This is a genomic window from Hydrocarboniphaga effusa AP103, from assembly GCF_000271305.1.
GTDB lineage: Bacteria > Pseudomonadota > Gammaproteobacteria > Nevskiales > Nevskiaceae > Hydrocarboniphaga > Hydrocarboniphaga effusa.
This window is the reverse complement of record NZ_AKGD01000001.1, coordinates 1,123,710-1,142,159: the sequence shown is the minus strand read 5'-3', so window position 1 is coordinate 1,142,159 and position 18,450 is coordinate 1,123,710. Positions and strand designations below refer to the sequence as shown.

Sequence of the window (18,450 nt, the reverse complement as noted above, 5' to 3'; positions counted from 1 at the left end):
GCACGCCACTGCCGTCGAATGCGCCGCCGCTCGAGTCAGAAAGCTGCCGTTCGGCAAGCCCAGTGCCAAATCGCCGCCCTGAGTATGGTGACGGGGCTTCCAAGATGATGTTCATAAATTACCGGGACGCCGATGAGGCCCCCTCGAGCGAAGCAAAAGCCATGATGCTGATCGCGGACTTGCAGGCGGCGGCGCAGCGCTTGCTGGATCACAGCCCGGGCGCCGACGTGCTGAGCGTGCCGGTGGCGGCCGGCATCGTGCTGCTGGTCGGACGCAAGGACGCGGTGAAGGACGAAGCCCTTCGACTTCAGGCCGCCGAGTCCGGCTCGCACTAGCGAGCCGCGTCTGGCGATCGAGCGATCGCGCGAAGAAGCGACCCGGGTCGCTTCTAACTCGCAGGCTGCAACAAGTCCCGCCGCTGGAGCACCAGCGAATAACGCGTCGCCCTGGCCTCGTCGATCGCCTGCTCGAGCAGGCGGCGCACACCCGGTTTCATGCCCGCCGAACGTGGCAGCATCGATTCGAACGAACGCTCGTAATGCTCGCGCGGCGCGACTTCGGCACGCAGCTCCAGCCGTGCGCCGTTCGGAACGAGCGCGGGCAGCGTCGCATGCAGCACTCTCGATGCGCCGGGCGCGAGCCGGGTGTCGAAGTTCTCGTGCTGCAAGGACACATCCACATCCCAGCCGATCGTGTCCTGCGCCAGCCGCGTGCCGAGCGGCGACGATGCTTCGATCAGCCAGAGCTCGATGTGCAGCTTGGGCACCATGTAGGTCGGAACCGAATGCCCGGCGCCGGTGTTGGTCACGCTCGCGCTCACTTGCCCTTGCGCGTCGACCTCGATGCGCGTGCTCAGGGCGCTGCGAACCATCTCGGGCGAATGGATGCCCGGCCAGCGATGCTCGCGATCCGGCATGTGGCAGGACTGGCAGCTGCGGCCCTCGGCGGCGTAGCGGCTCTGTCGCCATTGGTTGAGCGTGTCTTCGCGCAGCTTGTTCGCGGTGCGTGGCCCGTCATCGGGAAACTGATGGCAGGTCGCGCAGAACCGGCTGTCCTCGAAGGCCGACGATGCGGTGAATCCGCCATGCGGCGCCTGGCTAGGCGAGGGCGTGGAGGCGCTACGCGATGGCGGGCCGAAGCGTGCGTGCTCGCGCACGTGGCAGGCCGCGCAAACCAGTCCGTCGTGGCCCAGCGTTTGCGGCACGTAAGCCGGCGGCGCTGTCGCGGGCGCGGCGGGCCAGTGGTGCGATCGGGCCATCAGCGCCTTCTGCTCGGCCAGCGGCGCATGGCAATCGAAGCATAGGTTGGCGTCGTCCTGCGGCATCATCTGCAACTGCCAGAGGATGCCTGCGCCCATGGTCTGGCTATGCAGGCTCTGCTTCCAGCTTTCGAACTGCGCGACGTGGCATTGCCCGCAATTGCGCGGGTCCAGCGAGGCTTCGAGTGCGGAGAAATTCGCCGGAGGAGCGCCTTGCGCGGCCAGCGGTTTTTGCCAGTGCCGCGCAAGGAATTCGCCTGCGGGATCGGATGGCGTGCCCGGCAGCAACCGCCATGCCGCGCCCACGCCGACGACGCCGACAACGAGCAGCAGCGCCGCCAGGACGATGGATCGCCTGCGGATCACGCCTTGCGGATTCTCCAGGTGAAGGTTCCGGCGTCGTTCTTGTCTTCGGTCAGCGCATGGCCTTCGACCTTGCAGATGAAGGCGATCGACGATCCGGACGACGGATTGTCGAAGATGATTTCGAGCTCTTCACCGCTGCTGAGTTTCTTCAGCGCTTTCTCGGTGTAGATCTGCACGTGCGGGCAGCCGTAGCCCACGGCATTGAGCTGATAAACGCCATCGTCGCGCTTCACGAAACTGATATTGGCAGCTGCCACGAGCCTTCTCCTGCTGGTTCAAACGGGTTCAAAGATCCAGACCGCTGCGCGACAGGCGCCAGTCTATCCACATCCTGAGCAGCTTCACCGACACGTAGCCGCCCAGCGTCATGCCGGCCAGGAATACCCATCCGCTGAGGTCGCCGTTGGTGACGGTGGCGAAGAACGCACCGATGTTGCAGCCCATGCCGATGCGCGAGCCGAGCCCCATCAGCACGCCGCCGCTGATCGCGAGCACGGCCGTCTCGGTGTTCGGCCACTTCCATTTGAACTCGCCCGAGATGTTGGCGAGCACTGCGGCTCCGACGATGATGCCCACCGACATCATGCCCGGCGCGTTGAGCAGGGGATTGGGGATGCCGTTGTCGAGTCCGAAGAACAGGTTGTCCATCGTGTCGATGCCGGCGAGCGACATCAGCCAGCCGCCCCACTGCGCTTCCTGCGTGGTGATGTACCAATAGCCCGGATCGAACACGCTGTCCTGGATCGAAAGCCCGTCGACATAGCCCATCGCCGAGAGCAGTTCGCCGAAATTGAAGATGCCGTAGTGCTCGCGCAAGCTGCCCGTGACGAGCATCTGCAGGCCGGCGAGGATGCCCAGCCCCAGGCCAGCGAGCGCGGTGTTCTTCGATTGCGTGAGCATCGACCAGATGCCTGCGAGTTCGTCACGCATCGTCATCGGCGCGCTCGTCGCACGCTGGCGCAGGTAGAGCTTGCGGTAGTTCTTCGCATAGATCAGCACCAGCAGCATCAGCGAAGGCACGATCGCCACGAGCAAAGCATTGCCGAACAGATAGCTCCACAGCGTCGCCGGCAGTTTCAGATGATCGGCGACGGTGGTGCCGGCGAGCTGCCACAGATAGCCCGCGGTGAACTGGTCGAACCATCCTTGGGTGATCGACAGCTGCGCCGGCATGTCCTGTGCGGCGGCCCGGGTGGCCCACGACGCCGGAACCAGCACATCGATCCAGCCGTCCGCGGTGACGAACCAGGCTTGCGAGAACGCGATCGAAAACAGCACGAGCGCCGAGGCGAGGTTGCCTTCTCCGCTCTTGTACAGCGAACTCGATGCGCAGCCGCCCGACAGCACCATGCCGAGCCCGAACACAAGTCCACCGACGAGCACGTGCAGGCCGAGCGGATGCGGTTGGAAGCTGTTGATGCCGGTGCTCTGGATCGCAGCCGAGATCAGCGAGTACAGCATCACCGCCACCAGCACACCGACCGCCATTCTGGGCACGCCGACCGCGAACAGGTCGCGCACCGCCGAAGCCATGCAGAAGCGCCCGTACTGCAGCAGCAATCCATAGCCGATGCCGAACCAGGCATAGACCAGCAGATAGCTGAAGCGCGTATCGATGCCCAGGTAAATCGCCGAAGCCAGCAGCGCGCCGAGCAGCAACAGCGCGGCGGTCAGCGGCCCGGAGCGGCGCGAAACCGCAGTGCCTGTCGGCGCTGCGGATCGGGTGATGGTCGATGAGCTCATCGCAACCCGGTCACAGGATGAATTGCAGGCCGAGAATTGTCTGGAAGTTGTCTTGCAGGACCGGATTCGTCGGATTCGGATTGGCGTAGTCGATACGCTGGTGCTCGAGCGTCAGCTTCAGCTGCTGGCCGTTGAGGTAGTAGTTGAAGCCCGCCGCGTTGATGCGACGGTCCAGCGCGCCGCCCGGCAGCTGATACTCCGAGCCGTTGTGGCGTGCGAAGAACTGCAGGCGTCCCGGGCCCACCGGTGACGGCAGCAGATAAGCCGCCTTCACGTAGAAGCCTTCGAGTTCGGTGTTGACCGGCAGCGTCGGGTCCGGGTCTTCGTTGATCGCGTTGCCGAGCGAATAATTGAAGTACGCGCCCGACACGGTGTAGGTGCCGCTGCTGAACGGATATTCGGCGAAGCCGTCGACCGTCCAGGCCTTGTAGTCCTTGCTGTTGCTGAGCTGCGTGTAGTTCGCGTACGCCGCGTCGGCCTGATAATCGTAGGCGGCGCCGATGGTGAAGACGCGCTGCGTGCCGAGATAGGTTCCGCGGTAGCCGTAATCGAACTCGGGATCGAGCGGGCTCCAGTGCACGCGCGCGGTCACGCGCGGCGCTTTCTGCGGCACGTTCTCGCCTTCGCGTCCATCCATGATCGCAAGGCGATACTGGAACGCGGCGTCGGCGAGGTTGCCCCAGATCGCCACACCGGTATCGCGCGTGCCCGCGAACGGCGTGTACGAGATGTCGGAGCGATCGATCGTCAGCGGCTCGAGGCAGGCTTCGAGGTTTTCGCGCGAGAAGGTGTTCTTGAAGCGCCCGGCGATGAAGCGGACTTCGTCGCGAAAATCGAAGGTCAGGTAGGCGTCGCGATAGAAGACATCGCGATCGTCGACGCCGCCACGGCTGTCACCGGTGGCCTCGAGCTGCACGTAGTAGCCGATGACGTCGTTGTACTGGCCGAAGAAGGTCAGGCGGTTGCGGCGCAGATAGGTGTCGGTGCTGCTGCCTTCGTGATTGGCCGAGGTGTAGCTGCGATTCTCCGCCCACAGCTGCAAGGCGTAGTTGATCTGCAGCGAGCTCTGGTCATCCTCGCCGAAGTGGAAGACAGGACCGGCCTGTGCGACCTCGGCGAACAGACCGCAGGCCGCAGTCAGGACAGCCGCCGTTGCCGGAGCAACGCGGAAGCGGGAAACAGTAGGCACGGTCATTTACCTGTGGGACTGGCGAAGTGCTGGTAGTTGGCGTTGAGGCTCTGCACGTCACCGCTGGTGTGGCAGGTGCTGCAGCTTTTTTCGGCGTTCTCGCGCGGGTCGGAAACCAGGCCCTGGTGCGCGATCTCCTGCTTGAGGATGCGCGGATTGCCCTGGTGGCAGCCGACGCACGAGAAATTGACCTTGGCGTGATCGGCGTGCCACGGCGCGGTTTGCTTGTCGGCGCTCGGCAGTGCCGCACGTTTGCCGTTGTGGCACTTGAAGCAGCTCGACGCGCCGAGCCCGCAGGCGTTGGCCAGGGCCACGGGCGAGAAGCGCGCGGCGCCTTCCGACAAGCTCGCCAGCGCTTCGCTGCCCCAGGCATTGGCTTCGGTGTCGGCGGTCAGTTGTTGCTGCGATTGCGGAAACAGCAGCGGCAGCACGCTGGCGGTTGCCAGCAAGGCCGTGCACGCGATCGCCGCATACAGGCCAGCGCGGCTCACCCGGCCCAGCCGGGTCGATATGAAGTGGATTACCTTGTTCACGACTCTCTCTTATGGATCGGTGGACTGGGTTTGGGTGTCGGTGTCGTTCGCGCGTGGTTTGGCGGCGCGTATGTCTTTTTCGCGGAGACCGTCCGCGCACATGCAGGTCGGTCCGTTTCCACGAAAGCGCAGACGGCTCTTGGGTTTCAGCAGGCCCTGCTGCTGCGTGTCCGCTGCGTCGGCTTCCGCTGCCGGGCTTTGCTGTTCGGACTCATCGGCCTGCGCGGCAGGCGTGGCCAAAGGCGACGACAGCGCGATCAGCAGCAGCGCCAACGCAAGCCGATGTCGGCGAGTGATCGGTCGATTCATGCGATGCGATTCATGGATTCGAGTCCTGCCGCCACGCCGGGCATGGAGGCAGGGGATCGTGGTTCCTGGTTCCTGATCAGCCGCCGCAGGGGTTGGGCGGCAGGCCGGGGCCGCTGCCGCCGCCCGATCCGCCACCGCCACCGCCACCCGATCCACCGTCGTCGACGGGCGGCTGCTTGTAGGCCTTGTCGGCCTTGATGATCAGATCGGCGCTGGCCGCGTAGGCATCGACGATGCGTGGCCTCACGCTTTCCGAGGTACGCGAGGCGATGTTCGCGGGCTGGTTGAGCTTGTAGAAGCTCAGCTCGTCGGTACGCCACGGCGAGTCGTTCGGCAGGATGCGATTGCCGTCCTTGTCGGTGGTCGCGGTGAGCGAGTTCCACTCGATCATCGAGCCGTCGTACAGGCGTGTCGGCAGGCCGAGGATCACCGCGCTGACCAGCTGCGCCACCGCGGCGCGCGCGGCCGTCTCGCAGTAGATGTAGACCGTGTCGCCCGGGCGATACGCGTTGCCGGCGCCCAGGTGCTGATAGCTGCCGTCGACGAAGCCCTTGCCCGCGGCATCGACCTGGCCGTCGAGATAGGCGCGCAGTTCGGCTTTGGGCTTGAACAGGCCGCCGGTGCCGCCGTTGACCATCAGGTTGGTCCAGTTGAGCTGCGCGGCGCCACGCGGGTGGCCCTGGCGCGAGCCGCCGTTCTGGAAGCTGCGCGTGTAGTCGGCCAGCGGCGTGCCGGCTTCGGAGGTTTCGCCGGCGCTGTACTGGTCGAGGCTGCGGCCGTCCCAGATGAACACGCCGTCGGACGGATCGTTGCGGTCCGTCACCGGCAGCACGTTGATCAGATCGACGAAGGTCGCATGCAGCGCGGTGTTGTCGACCGGCAGGTCTTTCACGCTTGCGAGCGCACGGTTGATCACCGGGCTCGCGGTGTCGGTGAAATCGTCCGCCGTCCACTCGCCGCTGAGGTAATCGTTGCCGCCGTCGAGGATCGCCAGATGCGCCTGGTCCACGCCCCAGTAGCGCAGCGTGTACCAGCAGCGACCGAGGTTCATCGCGTTGCTGCCACCGCCGACACCCTGCGCGCACAGGATCAGATCCTTGCTCGGATCGATCGCATAACGACGCAGCAGCTGATCGACGCGCGCTCCAGAGAGCACGATGCCTTCGACTTCGATCACGCCGTTCGAACGCGATTCGCGCCAGTCGCTTTCGACGTAGGAGAAGACGTTCCTGTTGTCGGGCTTGATCAGGCGCTTGCCCGCGACGCCCTGCACCTGCTGGAAGATGACGAGCTTGCCGGTGATGCCGGCGGGCCGCTCGCGTTCCCAATTGTCCTTCCAGCGCTTGAGCGTCTTGCCGGTGACCAGGCCGTTGACATTGTCGTCGTAGCTCGCGGCCGATTCCTGCACGATCTTCGCAGGCGAGTTGATCTCGATGCTGGGCGCCGTGTCTTCCTCCACCGGAGCCTGGCGTTCACCACCGCAGGCGCTGAGTAGGACCGACGTAAGAAGCGCCGCGAACCGCACGGTTCTGGCGCTGAGATGCTGTTTCATGTTGCCCCCAATGTTGCGAGGCGCGGAAGCTGCCACAGCGTAATTGGGAGGCTAAAAGAACAATCCGTAATGTCGATATGTCATGCGTCGAAATCGCCCTGTTTTTCCTCTGGAGCGCAGGCGCCGAAAACGGCATGAAGATTTTTTCATGCTGTTTCCTATCGACGCGGTTTGTTTGCTGCTGCGCAAAGCGCTGCGCTTTTTCGATCAGTGGAAATACTCAAGCTGACTGATCGATCATGCGAGTGCAGGCGCGCGGCTTTACGCTCATTCAACATTCAAGAGGAGGAACTCAAGCCGATGTCCACGAACGACGACGGTTTCAACCAGCGGGGCCGTAATTCCTTGCCCGGCTATCTCGGCATCGTGTTCACGCAGGTGCAGGCGCACGAGGTGCGGGCCCATCTGCCGGTTCGCGGTGAACTCATGGCGCCGAACGGCTTTCTGCATGCGGCGACCGTGGTGGCGCTGGCCGACACCGCCTGCGGCTACGGCTGTGTCGCCAACCTGCCTTCCGGGGCCAGCGGTTTCACGACCATCGAACTGAAGTCGAATCATCTCGGCACGGCGCGCGACGGAACGATCGAATGCACGGCGACACCCGTGCATCTCGGCAAGACGACGCAGGTCTGGGATGCCACCGTCAAGCATCGGGAAAGCGGAAAAACCCTGGCGCTGTTCCGCTGCACACAGATGGTGTTGATGCCCAAGTAGGGGCCGGCCGCCATTTAGGGTGGGGACGCTTTCCACGCGCAACGACATCTTCTGCTTCTCGGCGAGACAGGAGAGGCGGGGTGGGAAAACTCATCAATATCGACAACGGCGGCACGCTGACCGACATCTGCGTGCTGGACGGGTCCACGGTCTGGCGCACCAAGACGCTGACGACGCCGTTCGACCTGTCGCGCTGTTTCATCGACGGGCTGACCAAGGCATCGAAGGCCATCTACGGCCACGAGGATCTGGTGGCGCTGCTGGCCTCCACCGATCACATCCGCTATTCGACGACGCAGGGCACCAATGCGCTGGTCGAGCGCAAGGGCCAGCGCCTCGGGTTGCTGCTTACGGGCAGCCTGAGCCGCGAGTCGCTGCGGCATGCGGAAAACGCGGCCGGTCTGTTCGATGCGCTGGTCGGCGACCGCTGCGTCACGCTCGACCTGTCCCAGGATGCCGAAGCGCTGGAGATGGCGGCGGTCCGCGCGATCAACACGCTGGCCTCATCGGGTGCGCATCGCGTGGTGGTCGCACACGGCGGCGCGGAGCGCCTGGCCCAGGAGACGCGGCTCAAGAGAATATTCCTGCGCAAGTTTCCGCAGCATCTGCTCGGCGCGGTGCCGCTGCTGTATTCGCACGAGGTGGTGCAGGACGAGGATGACGTGCGGCGCACCTGGACGGCCTTGTTCAACGCCTTCCTGCATCCGGCGATGGAGCGCTTTCTCTACAACGCCGAACACAAGCTGCGCCTGGCCAAGACGCGCAACCCGCTGCTGATCTTCCGCAACGACGGGCACTCGGCGCGCGTCGCCAAGACCATCGCGCTGAAGACCTACAGCTCGGGCCCGCGCGGCGGCATGGAAGGCTCGCGCGCACTCGCGCAGCACTACGGCTTCGAGCACCTGGTGTCGATCGACATCGGCGGCACCACCACCGACATCGGCGAAGTGGCCAGCGGTGGCGTTCGCGAGGAACGTCGCGGGCGCGTCGAGAACGTCGAGGTCTCGTTTCCGCTCTGCAACGTCGTCAGCGTGGGCGTCGGCGGCAGCTCGATCATCCAGTGCCGCGATGGCCGCAACATCGAGGTCGGCCCGCAAAGCGTCGGCAGCGCGCCGGGACCGGCCGCGTTCGGCCTGGGCGGAACGCAAGCCACCATCACCGATGCCTTCGTGCTCACCGGCCTGCTCGATCCCGCGACCTTCTTCGGCGGCGATCTGCGGCTCGACGTGGAGCGGGCACGCGCCGCGATCGCGCAGAACGTGGCGCAGCCGCTCGGCGTGAGCGAGGAGCTCGCCGCCGCCCGCATGGAGGCGGCCTGGGTCGACAAGGTCGCGCAGAGCATCCACGCCTTCACGAAGGTGACGCCGCAGACCACGCTCGCGGCCTTCGGCGGTGCCGGCCCGTTCGTGGTCTGTCGCATCGCCGAGGCGGCGGGCATCGACCGCGTGCTGATTCCGGGCCTTGCGGCGGTGTTCTCCGCGTTCGGCCTGGGCTTCTCCGACATCGAGCATCGCTACGAGGCGCCGCTGGCCGGCGCGGACGATCTGCCCGCCACGCTCGATGAGCTCACGCGCCGTGCGCGCCGCGGCATGCACGCCGAAGGCTTCGCGCTCGAAGACTGCGTCGTCGAGCGCAGGCTGGCGATCAGCGGTGCGGGGCGCGACGAAGAACTGCCGTTGCCGGAGACGCTGCCGCCGATCGCTTCGGGCGAACGCCTATCGCTGGCCTTGAACGTGCGCAAGCCGATCGCGCAGCCCGCCCTGCAAGGCCGCTTCGGCTCGGCCTCGCACGCGGCCGTCGAGGCGGGCCGGCGTCGCGTGGTGCTTGCGGACAAGAGCCAGGAACTGCCGCTGTATCGACTGGAGGATCAGCGCGCGGGCACGCGCGCCGCAGGCCCGGCCGTGCTCGAGGAAGCCTTCTTCACGTGTCGCCTCGATGCGGGCTGGCAGTTCGAATTCAACGATGCCGGCGACGTGCTGCTGAGTCGCAGCGGCCGGGCTTGAGGAGAGAGATCGCGATGAAAAAAGTGTTGATCACCGAGAACCTGCGCATCGACCTGGACAGCGAGCAATGGGAATGCCGTGCCTGCGGCGCCGAGCTGATCGGGGCACGTGAAAACTACAAGCGCGGCCTGCTGGTCTACGACCGCGATCCGCGCGAGATCCACAAGCCCCTGCTCGATCCGGATCACTACGAGTTCACCTACGCGCCGAATCCGCAGTGGTGCCGCATCCTCGAATACTACTGCCCGCGGTGCGGCTCGATGATCGAGACCGAATACCTGCCGCCCGGACATCCGCCGATACACGACATCGAGCTCGACATCGAGGCGCTCAAGCGGCAGTGGAAGGACAGGCCCGAAGTGCAGGAGGCTGCCGTGGGGCAGGAGTATCCGCGCCCGGTCGCGCACGGCGGCCCGCGCGCCGCGCGCCTGTACACCGGAGAAGGCGCATGAAGCGCGTTTCGGTCGACATCGGCGGCACCTTCACCGATTGCTTCGTCGCCTGGGGCGATCGCTACATCGAATCCAAGGCGCTCACCACGCATCAGAACCTCGCGCTGGGCTTCAACGAGGCGCTGAAGACCGCCTGCCGCCAGCTGGATATCAGCGAGCGCGAGCTGCTGTCGCAGGTCGATTCGGTGCGCTACGCCACCACGCTCGGAACCAATGCGCTGATCGAGCGCAAGGGGCCGCGCCTGGGCCTGCTGACGACGGACGGTTTCCGCTCGTCGGTTCCGCTGACGCGCGCCAAGGGCTATGGCACCGGCCTGCCGCACAAGCAGCAGATGGACGTGCCCAACGCGCAGCGCCCCGACCCCATCGTGCCGATCCCGATGATCCTCGAAGTGCGCGAGCGCGTGGATTACGCGGGCGCCGTGGTCATGCCGCTCGACGAAGACCAGCTGCGCGATCGCCTGCGCGAGCTCGTCGATCTCGGCGCCGAGGCCATCGTCGTGGTGCTCGCCAACTCGGTGGTCAACCCGGTGCACGAGCTGCGCATCCGCGAAATCTTCCTCGAGGAATATCCGGGCCACATGCTCGGTGCGATTCCGATGCTGTTGTCGCACCAGGTGGTCGGTCGCAAGGGCGAATACGTGCGTGCCATGTCGACGATCATCGATGGCTTCCTGCACCAGGTGATGTACCACGGGCTCGGCACGCTGGAGCTCAATCTGCGCAACGCCGGCTACGACAAGCCGATGCTGTGCAACCACAACTCGGGCGGCATGGCGCAGCTCAATTCCACCGATGCGCTGCAGACCGTGCATTCGGGGCCGGTGTCGGGCATCGCGGCCAGCGAGCACCTGGCGCTGCAGACCGGGCTCGGCAACATCGTCGCCACCGACATGGGCGGCACCAGCTTCGACATCGGCATCGTCGTCGAAGGTGGCATCAAGCACTACGATTTCAATCCGGTCATCGAGCGCTGGATGGTCAGCGTGCCGATGGTGCACCTGGTGACGCTCGGCGCGGGCGGCGGCTCGATCTGCCACTACGACCGCATGTTCCAGACCGTGCAGGTGGGCCCGGAATCCGCGGGCTCCGATCCGGGCCCGGCCTGCTACGACCGCGGCGGCATGAAGCCCACGGTGACCGACGCCGATCTGCTGCTCGGGTATCTGGATCCGGCCAATTACGCGGGCGGTCACATCAAGCTCAATCCGCGTCGCTCGAAGCAGGCGATCGAAGCGCATCTGGCCGACGAGATGGACGAGAGCGTGGTGGACTGCGCCAAGCTCATCAAGCGCACGGTCGACGCCAACATGGCCAACGGCATCGCGCGCGAGCTGCGCACGCGCGGCTACGAGCCCGAGCATTTCACGATTCTCGCCTACGGCGGCAACGGACCGCTGCACGCCTGCGGCATCGCGCGCGCGCTCGGCGTGAAGACCATTCTCGCGCCGCCGTTCGCCTCGGTGTTCTCGGCCTGCGGCGCCGGCAACATGAGCCAGCTGCACATCCACGAGATGAGCACCTGGACCACGCTGTTCGACGCCAATCGCCAGGCCTTCTTCAGCGACTACGACCGCTTCAACGGTGTCGTCGAAGAGCTCGAGCGACGCGGTCGCGAGGACCTGCTGCGCCAGGGCTTCGAGCCCGCGCAGGTGCGCTATCGCCTCGAGCTCGACATGCGCTACGGCAACCAGCGCGTCGAGACCGCGGTGGTCACCGACCTGAATCGGGTGACCGCGCCGGAGCACGTGCTCAAGCTGATCGAGCAGTTCCACGAGCGCTACGGCGAGCGCTTCGGCGCGGGCAGCCAGACGCCCGAGGCCGGCGTGCGCATCAACACGATCCGCGTGTGCTCGTACATCGAGCATCCGGGCATCCGCTTCCGCAGCATCAGGCCGCCCGAGAAGCTGCTGCCGGCACCGCCGCCGATCGGGACGCGCGACTGCCACTTCGTCGGCGTGGACGGCGCGCGCAAGACCGCGATCTACGGCGAGGCCGCACTGACGCCCGGAACACGGATCGACGGCCCCGCGATCGTGGTCACGCGGGCTACCACTTACCTGATCGAACCGGGCTGGCGCTATACCGCGGCGGACCAGAACGCCGTGTGGTTCACCCGGCTCGACGCCTGAGACGGCAGAGGAATAAAGCGCTCATGAACGACAACAACATCACGCCCGACCAGCAGGCGATGCTCGACCGCTTCGTGCGGCAGAACAAGCTGTTCTACGCGCCGGACCCGGCGATCATGGAGAACCATCGCATCGATCCGCGCAGCGAGATCGAACAGCGGCTGCTGTCGGGCGAAGTGGACCCGCACAAGATCAACGAGGTTCGCGGCCTGATCATCTCGGCGCTCGACGAATCGAACACCATGATCGAGCAGATGGGTGCCGCGCCCGGTGCGAAGTGGGGCGACATGACCACGGGCATCTTCACGGCGGCCGGCGATCTGTCGATGATCGCGCCGCATGGCGTCGGCGGCTTCGCCGCCGCGGTGTTCTACCCGATCAAGTTCATCAACAAGTACTGGACCGACGAACCGACCGTCGGCGTGCGCGAGGGCGACGGCTTCATCCACAACGACGCGCGCTACGGCGGCATCCACAACACCGACCAGTCGATGATGATGCCGGTGTTCTGGGACGGGCAGCTGGTGTGCTGGGTGTCGGCCACCATCCACGAGGGCGAGAACGGCGCCACCGAGCCCGGCGGCATGCCGGCCGCGGCCGAGAGCAAGTTCGACGAAGGCCTGAAGATGTCGCCGTTCAAGGTGGTGGAGAACTTCGAGCTCAAGCGCGATCTGGTCACCTTCCTGCAGAACTCGGTGCGCGATCCCAAGCTGCAGCTCGAAGACATGAAGGTGCGCCTGCATTCCTGTCTGCGCCTGCGCGAGCGCGTGGTCAAGCTGCTCGAGGAGCATGGCGCCGAAGCGCTCATCATGACCTTGCGCAAGCACATCGAGGATGTCGTCGACGAAGTTCGGCGGCGCATCCTCGAGCTGCCGGACGGCACCATGCGCACGGTGTCCTTCGCCGATTCCACGCTGCGCGAGAGCGCGCTGCTCAAGCTCAACATGGCGATCACGGTCAAGGGCGACAAGCTGACCGTGGACATGCGCGGCTCGTCGCCCGAGCTGGTCAATCGCTCGATCAACACCTGCCAGGCCTCGTTCAAGACGATGCTCTACAGCGGCTGGATGCAGAACGTGTGGCCGGACCTGCCGTTCACGATGGCGGTGTTCACGCCGTTCGATTTCGTGTTCGACGAAAAATCCATCGTCAACGGCTCGTTCGACACGCCGCAGGCCATGAGCCTGATTCCGCTGTTCAAGACCATGACCATCGCCAGCATTCCGATGGCCAAGTTCAACTACAGCCTGCCGAACCGCTACACCGCGATGGTCGCGCCGCAATACGACCAGCCGGCCACGCTGATCTACGGCGGCATCACCCAGCACAACGAGTTCACGGGCAATTTCTGCGCGGACATCAACGGCATGGGGCAGGGCGGCCGCAGCCATCGCGACGGCGAGCATTCGGTGTCGCCGCCGTTCGCGGCGCATTGCGACCTCGGCGAAATCGAGCTCATGGAAGAAGACCTGCCGCTCGTGCGCCTGGGCGCCTTCACGCTGACCAAGGATCGCGCCGGCTTCGGCAAGCAGCGCAGCGGCCTGGGCTACGAGCAGATCCACACCTTCCGCGGCTCGGCGCTGTGGGGCTACATGACCGGCTGCACCGGCTCGCTGTTCCCGTCCGCGCAACCCTTGTTCGGCGGCTACGCGTCGCCCGCGTATCCGCTGTGCAAGATCAAGGGCATCAACGTCTTCGACGAACTGCAGAAGAATCCGGAGCGCGTGCCGTTCGACATCGTCAGGCTCATGAACGAGCGCGCCATCGAGGGCGCGACGTATTCGACGCATCCGTCGGCGATGACCTTCGAGCTGGCGCAGCCCGGCGAGGTCTACATGCTGTGCCAGGGCGCGGGCGGCGGTTACGGCGATGTGCTGCAGCGCGACCCGGCGCTGGTGATGAAGGATCTCGAGGAGCAGCTGATCTCCGACGACACCGCGCGCGACATCTTCAAGGTGGCTTACGACAGCGCCTCGCGCCTCGTCGACGAGCAGGGCACGCGCGCGCTGCGCGAGCAGGAGCGCAGGGCGCGCATCGCGCGCGGCAAGCCCTTCGACGAGTTCGTGAAGACCTGGAGCACGCCGGAGCCACCCGCGCATCTGCCGTACATGGGGTGCTGGGGCGCGGACGTGAACACCGTCTACGGCATCATGATGGGCGAGCGCGTGAAGATGAGCGCAACGGCCTTGCAGAGCCAGTTCATGCTCAACCCCAAGGACGTGCGCATCGCGCAGCTCGAAGCCGAAGTCGCGGCGCTCAAGCGTGCGGGATAGCGAACATGGCCATGACTCGCAAAGAGAGCCGCGAATGACCGACTACGCGCGGATGTTCCGGCTCGACGGCAAGGTCGCCGTGGTGACGGGGGGCGCGCAGGGCATCGGCGCCGAAACCGGCCGCGCGCTCGCGCAGGTCGGCGCGGCGGTGCTGCTCACCGACGTGAACGATGTGGCCGGCAACGAGACCGCGGAGCGCATCCGCGCGCAGGGCGGCCAGGCCGAATTCCTGCGTCAGGACGTCACCGACGAAGCCCAGTGGGAGGCGGTGATCGCCCAGGCGAAATCGCGCTTCGGCGGCCTCGACATCCTGGTCAACAACGCCGGCATCGAGCGCATGGGCCTGCTCGGTGATGTGGAGGTCGAGACCTTTCGCGAAGTGCTCGACACCAACGTGGTGGGCGTCTTCCTGGGTTGCAAGCATGCGATGCGCGCGATGCGGCGCGACGGTGGCGCGGGACGTGGCGGCTCCATCATCAACATTTCGTCGGTTGCGGGCTTGATCGGCGTGACGGCGCTGGGCGCCTACAACGCCTCCAAGGGCGCGGTGCGCCTGCTGACCAAGTCGGTCGCGGTGGAATGCGCGCAGTTCAAGACCGGCATCCGCTGCAACTCGATTCATCCGGGTGTGATCCACACGGACATGGGACAGAAGTTCCTGCAGAACTTCGTGGACCTGGGACTGACGCCGGATGTGCCGACCATCGATGCGGCGTTCAAGGCGGTGATTCCGTACGGCGAATACGGCGAGGTCCGGGATATCGCGTGTGCCGCGCTGTACCTGGCGACCGATGCGTCGCGTTACATGAGCGGCGCCGAGATCGTCGTCGACGGCGGCTGGACGGCGACCTGAGCGAAAAGGGGATCGAGATGGCCGTGATGGAAGGTGAAGCGCTCTGGTCGCCTGGGCCCGAGTATGTGGCGCGCTCGCAGATCGCGCGGTTCATGCAGTGGCTGCAGCAGCACCGCGGGCTGCATTTCGAAGACTACGAGGCCCTGCATCGCTGGTCGGTGGACGACATCGAGGCGTTCTGGGCGGCCTTGTGGGATTACTTCGAGATCCAGTCCGACTGCCCGCCGACGCGAGTGCTCGAAGCCAGCGGCATGTTCGGCGCGCAGTGGTTTTCGGGCACGCGGGTCAACTACGCCGAGCATCTGCTGCGATACGAGGCGCGCGCGGCGGAAGACGAAACCGCGATCCATCACCTGACCGAGAACCGGCCGCTGGCCCGCATGAGCTGGCAGGAGCTCGGACGCCAGGTGCGCATCCTCGCCACGCGGCTGCGCGCGCTCGGCATCGCGCCGGGCGACCGCATCGTTTCGTACATGCCCAACGTGCCTGAAACCACGGTGGCGATGCTCGCGAGCATGGCGGTCGGCGCGGTGTGGTCTTCGGCCGCGCCGGAGTTCGGCACGCGCACCGTCGTCGACCGGCTCGTGCAGATCGAGCCGAAGCTGATCTTCGTCTGCGACGGCTATCGCTTCGGCGGCAAGGACTACGAGCGAGCGGACGAGGTGCGGCAGATCGTCGGCAGCCTGCCGACGCTGCGGCAGGTGATCTGGCTGCCGTACCTGAGGCCGGAACGAAGCGAGCCGGCGGTCGCCGGGGCGATGGCCTGGAGCGAGGCGCTCGCCGGCCCCGACGTGCCGCGCGTAGCCTTCCGCTACGAGCGCGTCGACAACCGCCATCCGCTCTGGGTGATGTTCTCCTCGGGCACCACGGGCTTGCCGAAGGCGATCACGCACAACCACGTCGGCCAGCTCGTCGAGCACCTGAAGCTCACCGCGTTTCACTTCAACCTCGCGCCGGGCGGCGTGATGTTCTTCTACAGCACCACGGGCTGGACGATGTACAACCTGCTGGTGTCCGCGCTGCTGAGCGGCGCGGCCATCGTGCAATACGACGGCAGCCCGGTGCATCCGGGGCTCGACTTCTTGTGGTCGCTCGCCGCGGACACGCGCGCGACCAACTTCGGCGCGAGCCCGACCTTCGTGCAGATGATGGAGAAAGCCGGGCTGCGCCCGCGCGAACACTTCGACCTGTCCGCGCTCGAAGCGGTGCTGGTGGCCGGAGCGCCGAGCACGCCCGAAACCTTCCAGTGGTTCTACGACAACGTGAAGCAGAACCTCTGGGTCACTTCGCAATCGGGCGGCACCGAAGTGGGCAGCGCCTTCGTCGGCGCATCGCCGACCTTGCCGGTGCACGCCGGCGAGATCCAGTGCCGTTGCCTGGGCATGGACATCCAGGCCTGGAGCGAGGACGGCAAGCCGCTGGTCGATGAAGTGGGCGAGCTGGTTTGCGTAAAACCGTTTCCGTCGATGCCGATCCACTTCTGGAACGACCCCGGCGACAAGCGCTACCACGAGGCTTATTTCGAGCACTTTCCGGGCGTCTGGCGACACGGCGATTTCATCAAGATCAATGCGCGCGGCGGCTGCTACATCTACGGTCGCAGCGATTCCACGCTCAACCGCTACGGCGTGCGCATCGGCGCGGCGGAGGTTTATCGCGTGGTCGAGCAGGTGGAGGAAGTGGCCGACAGCCTGGTGGTCTGCTGCGAGCTCGACGCGGGCCGGTTCTTCATGCCGCTGTTTCTCAAGCTCAAGCCCGGCATCGCCTTGAGCGAGGCCCTGGCCGACAAGATCGCCGCCAGGCTGCGCGTGGACTGCAGCCCGCGCCACGTGCCGGATCGCATGTACGCGGTCGGGCAGATTCCGTACACGCTCACGGGCAAGAAGATGGAAGTGCCGGTGCGCAAGCTGCTCATGGGCTGGGCGGTAGACAAGGCCGCCAGCCGCGACGCGATGATGAATCCGGCGAGCCTCGACTGGTTCGTCGAATTCGTCGCCACCACGAGCGACTATGCGCGGCCTTCGCAACTCAAGTCCGTGAGCCGCTAGGCGCCGTGCTCAAGCCACTCGATCGCTATCCCGAAGCGCAGCTCGCCGCCGGACGCAGCGCGCTGCCGGTGACCTTGATCGGCGGCTTCCTCGGCGCGGGCAAGACCACGCTGCTCAACAGCCTGCTGACGCAGGGCGATGGCCGCCGGCTCGCGGTGCTGGTCAACGACTTCGGCGAGCTGAACATCGATGCGCGGCTGATCGTGAAGATCGAAGGCCAGCAGGTGGAGCTCGCCAACGGCTGCATCTGCTGCTCGATCCGCGACGATCTCGTCGCCGGCGTCGAAACCCTGCTGGCCTCCGATCCGGCGCCCGAGCAGTTGCTGATCGAAACCAGCGGCGTGTCGGACCCGATCAACATTCTCTGCACGCTGAACCAGTCCAAGCTGCGGCGCCGCATTTTTCTCGAAAACGTGGTGACGGTGGTCGATGCCGTGCATGCGCTCGATGCGCGCGCGAGCGAATACGCCGGGCTGTTCGAGCGCCAGGTTCGCGGCGCGTACATGATCGTGCTCAATCGAGCCGGCGCGGCGGGGGCCGAGCGGCTCCGCGAGCTGCGCGAGGCGATCGGCGGGCTGCTGCCGGGCGCCGCGATCATCGAGACCGAAGACGGCACCGCGCCATTGGCGCTGCTGCTCGGCGACACGCGTGTCGGCCAATCGGCGTTTCGCCCGGAGCCGGTGCCGGACCCGCGCTCGCATCCGTTCGCGAGCATGGTCTGGCGCAGCGACCGGCCGCTGCAGCGCGCCGAGTTCATGCGCACGATGAAGGCGCTGTCCGACCGCGTGTACCGCGCCAAGGGCTTCGTGAATTTTCGGCACTACCCGCTGGCGACGCTGTACCAGAAAGTCGGCAGCTTCGAATCCTGCATCGATGGCGGCGCCTGGGGGCGGACGCGGCCGCATTCCGAGCTCGTGCTGATCGGCTTGAACTCCGCTTTCGATCGGCAGCGGATCGGCCTTGCGCTGGATGCCTGTACGGATTCCGTCGCGCGCCCGGCGTCGGGCCTCGTCGACGGCCCATAA

Annotated in this window: 16 protein-coding genes; 9 read left to right on the top strand and 7 right to left on the bottom strand. The window is 65.9% G+C overall.

The window, feature by feature from the left end; genetic code table 11:
* Nucleotides 1–161: 161 nt before the first annotated feature.
* Complete coding sequence (locus WQQ_RS05005) at nucleotides 162–335, top strand: hypothetical protein (RefSeq protein WP_007183986.1); 174 nt, start codon at nucleotides 162–164, stop codon at nucleotides 333–335.
* Nucleotides 336–388: 53 nt separating this feature from the next.
* On the opposite strand, the gene WQQ_RS05000 is transcribed toward WQQ_RS05005, so the two are convergent.
* The 7 genes from WQQ_RS05000 to WQQ_RS04970 form a co-directional block, all read right to left on the bottom strand.
* Nucleotides 389–1,624 carry a multiheme c-type cytochrome gene (locus WQQ_RS05000; protein ID WP_007183985.1) on the bottom strand — a complete coding sequence of 412 codons (1,236 nt, stop codon included), beginning with the start codon at nucleotides 1,622–1,624 and terminating at the stop codon, nucleotides 389–391.
* A complete protein-coding gene (locus tag WQQ_RS04995) occupies nucleotides 1,621–1,881 on the bottom strand; it encodes a sulfurtransferase TusA family protein (RefSeq protein ID WP_007183984.1) in 261 nt (86 codons plus the stop codon). The genes WQQ_RS05000 and WQQ_RS04995 overlap by 4 nt, the downstream gene beginning before the upstream one ends.
* Before the next feature lie 28 nt (nucleotides 1,882–1,909).
* Nucleotides 1,910–3,367: a YeeE/YedE family protein gene (locus WQQ_RS04990; protein WP_007183983.1), complete on the bottom strand. Its 1,458-nt coding sequence runs from the start codon at nucleotides 3,365–3,367 to the stop codon at nucleotides 1,910–1,912.
* Nucleotides 3,368–3,377: 10 nt separating this feature from the next.
* Nucleotides 3,378–4,562, bottom strand: a complete 1,185-nt coding sequence (gene extI, locus WQQ_RS04985; RefSeq protein WP_007183982.1) for a selenite/tellurite reduction operon porin ExtI — start codon at nucleotides 4,560–4,562, stop codon at nucleotides 3,378–3,380.
* Nucleotides 4,559–5,089: a hypothetical protein gene (locus WQQ_RS04980; protein ID WP_157534507.1), complete on the bottom strand. Its 531-nt coding sequence runs from the start codon at nucleotides 5,087–5,089 to the stop codon at nucleotides 4,559–4,561. Before WQQ_RS04980 ends, extI begins: the two co-directional genes overlap by 4 nt.
* Nucleotides 5,090–5,098: 9 nt before the next feature.
* On the bottom strand, nucleotides 5,099–5,398 hold the full coding sequence (locus tag WQQ_RS04975) for a hypothetical protein (protein WP_007183980.1): 300 nt from the start codon (nucleotides 5,396–5,398) through the stop codon (nucleotides 5,099–5,101).
* A gap of 76 nt (nucleotides 5,399–5,474) precedes the next feature.
* A complete protein-coding gene (locus WQQ_RS04970; RefSeq protein ID WP_083844429.1) occupies nucleotides 5,475–6,950 on the bottom strand; it encodes a sulfurtransferase in 1,476 nt (491 codons plus the stop codon).
* 300 nt (nucleotides 6,951–7,250) lie between these two features.
* On the opposite strand from WQQ_RS04970, the gene WQQ_RS24825 reads away from it, so the two are divergent.
* From WQQ_RS24825 to WQQ_RS24605, 8 genes are all read left to right on the top strand, one after another.
* Nucleotides 7,251–7,664, top strand: a complete 414-nt coding sequence (locus WQQ_RS24825) for a PaaI family thioesterase (RefSeq protein WP_007183977.1) — start codon at nucleotides 7,251–7,253, stop codon at nucleotides 7,662–7,664.
* A gap of 80 nt (nucleotides 7,665–7,744) precedes the next feature.
* The gene (locus WQQ_RS04960) at nucleotides 7,745–9,667 is read left to right on the top strand and encodes a hydantoinase/oxoprolinase family protein (protein WP_007183976.1); all 1,923 of its coding nucleotides are present in this window, start codon (nucleotides 7,745–7,747) and stop codon (nucleotides 9,665–9,667) included.
* Nucleotides 9,668–9,681: 14 nt separating this feature from the next.
* Entirely contained in the window at nucleotides 9,682–10,119 is a 438-nt protein-coding gene (locus WQQ_RS04955; RefSeq protein WP_007183975.1) for an acetone carboxylase subunit gamma, read from the top strand.
* Nucleotides 10,116–12,251 (top strand): hydantoinase/oxoprolinase family protein, encoded by a 2,136-nt coding sequence (locus WQQ_RS04950; protein ID WP_007183974.1) that lies wholly within the window; start codon nucleotides 10,116–10,118, stop codon nucleotides 12,249–12,251. The genes WQQ_RS04955 and WQQ_RS04950 overlap by 4 nt, the downstream gene beginning before the upstream one ends.
* Nucleotides 12,252–12,274: 23 nt before the next feature.
* Complete coding sequence (locus tag WQQ_RS04945; protein WP_007183973.1) at nucleotides 12,275–14,524, top strand: hydantoinase B/oxoprolinase family protein; 2,250 nt, start codon at nucleotides 12,275–12,277, stop codon at nucleotides 14,522–14,524.
* A gap of 34 nt (nucleotides 14,525–14,558) precedes the next feature.
* Entirely contained in the window at nucleotides 14,559–15,377 is an 819-nt protein-coding gene (locus WQQ_RS04940; protein ID WP_007183972.1) for an SDR family NAD(P)-dependent oxidoreductase, read from the top strand.
* 26 nt (nucleotides 15,378–15,403) lie between these two features.
* Nucleotides 15,404–17,425 carry an acetoacetate--CoA ligase gene (locus WQQ_RS04935; RefSeq protein WP_007183971.1) on the top strand — a complete coding sequence of 674 codons (2,022 nt, stop codon included), beginning with the start codon at nucleotides 15,404–15,406 and terminating at the stop codon, nucleotides 17,423–17,425.
* Between the two features lie 5 nt (nucleotides 17,426–17,430).
* Nucleotides 17,431–18,450: a CobW family GTP-binding protein gene (locus tag WQQ_RS24605; protein ID WP_007183970.1), complete on the top strand. Its 1,020-nt coding sequence runs from the start codon at nucleotides 17,431–17,433 to the stop codon at nucleotides 18,448–18,450.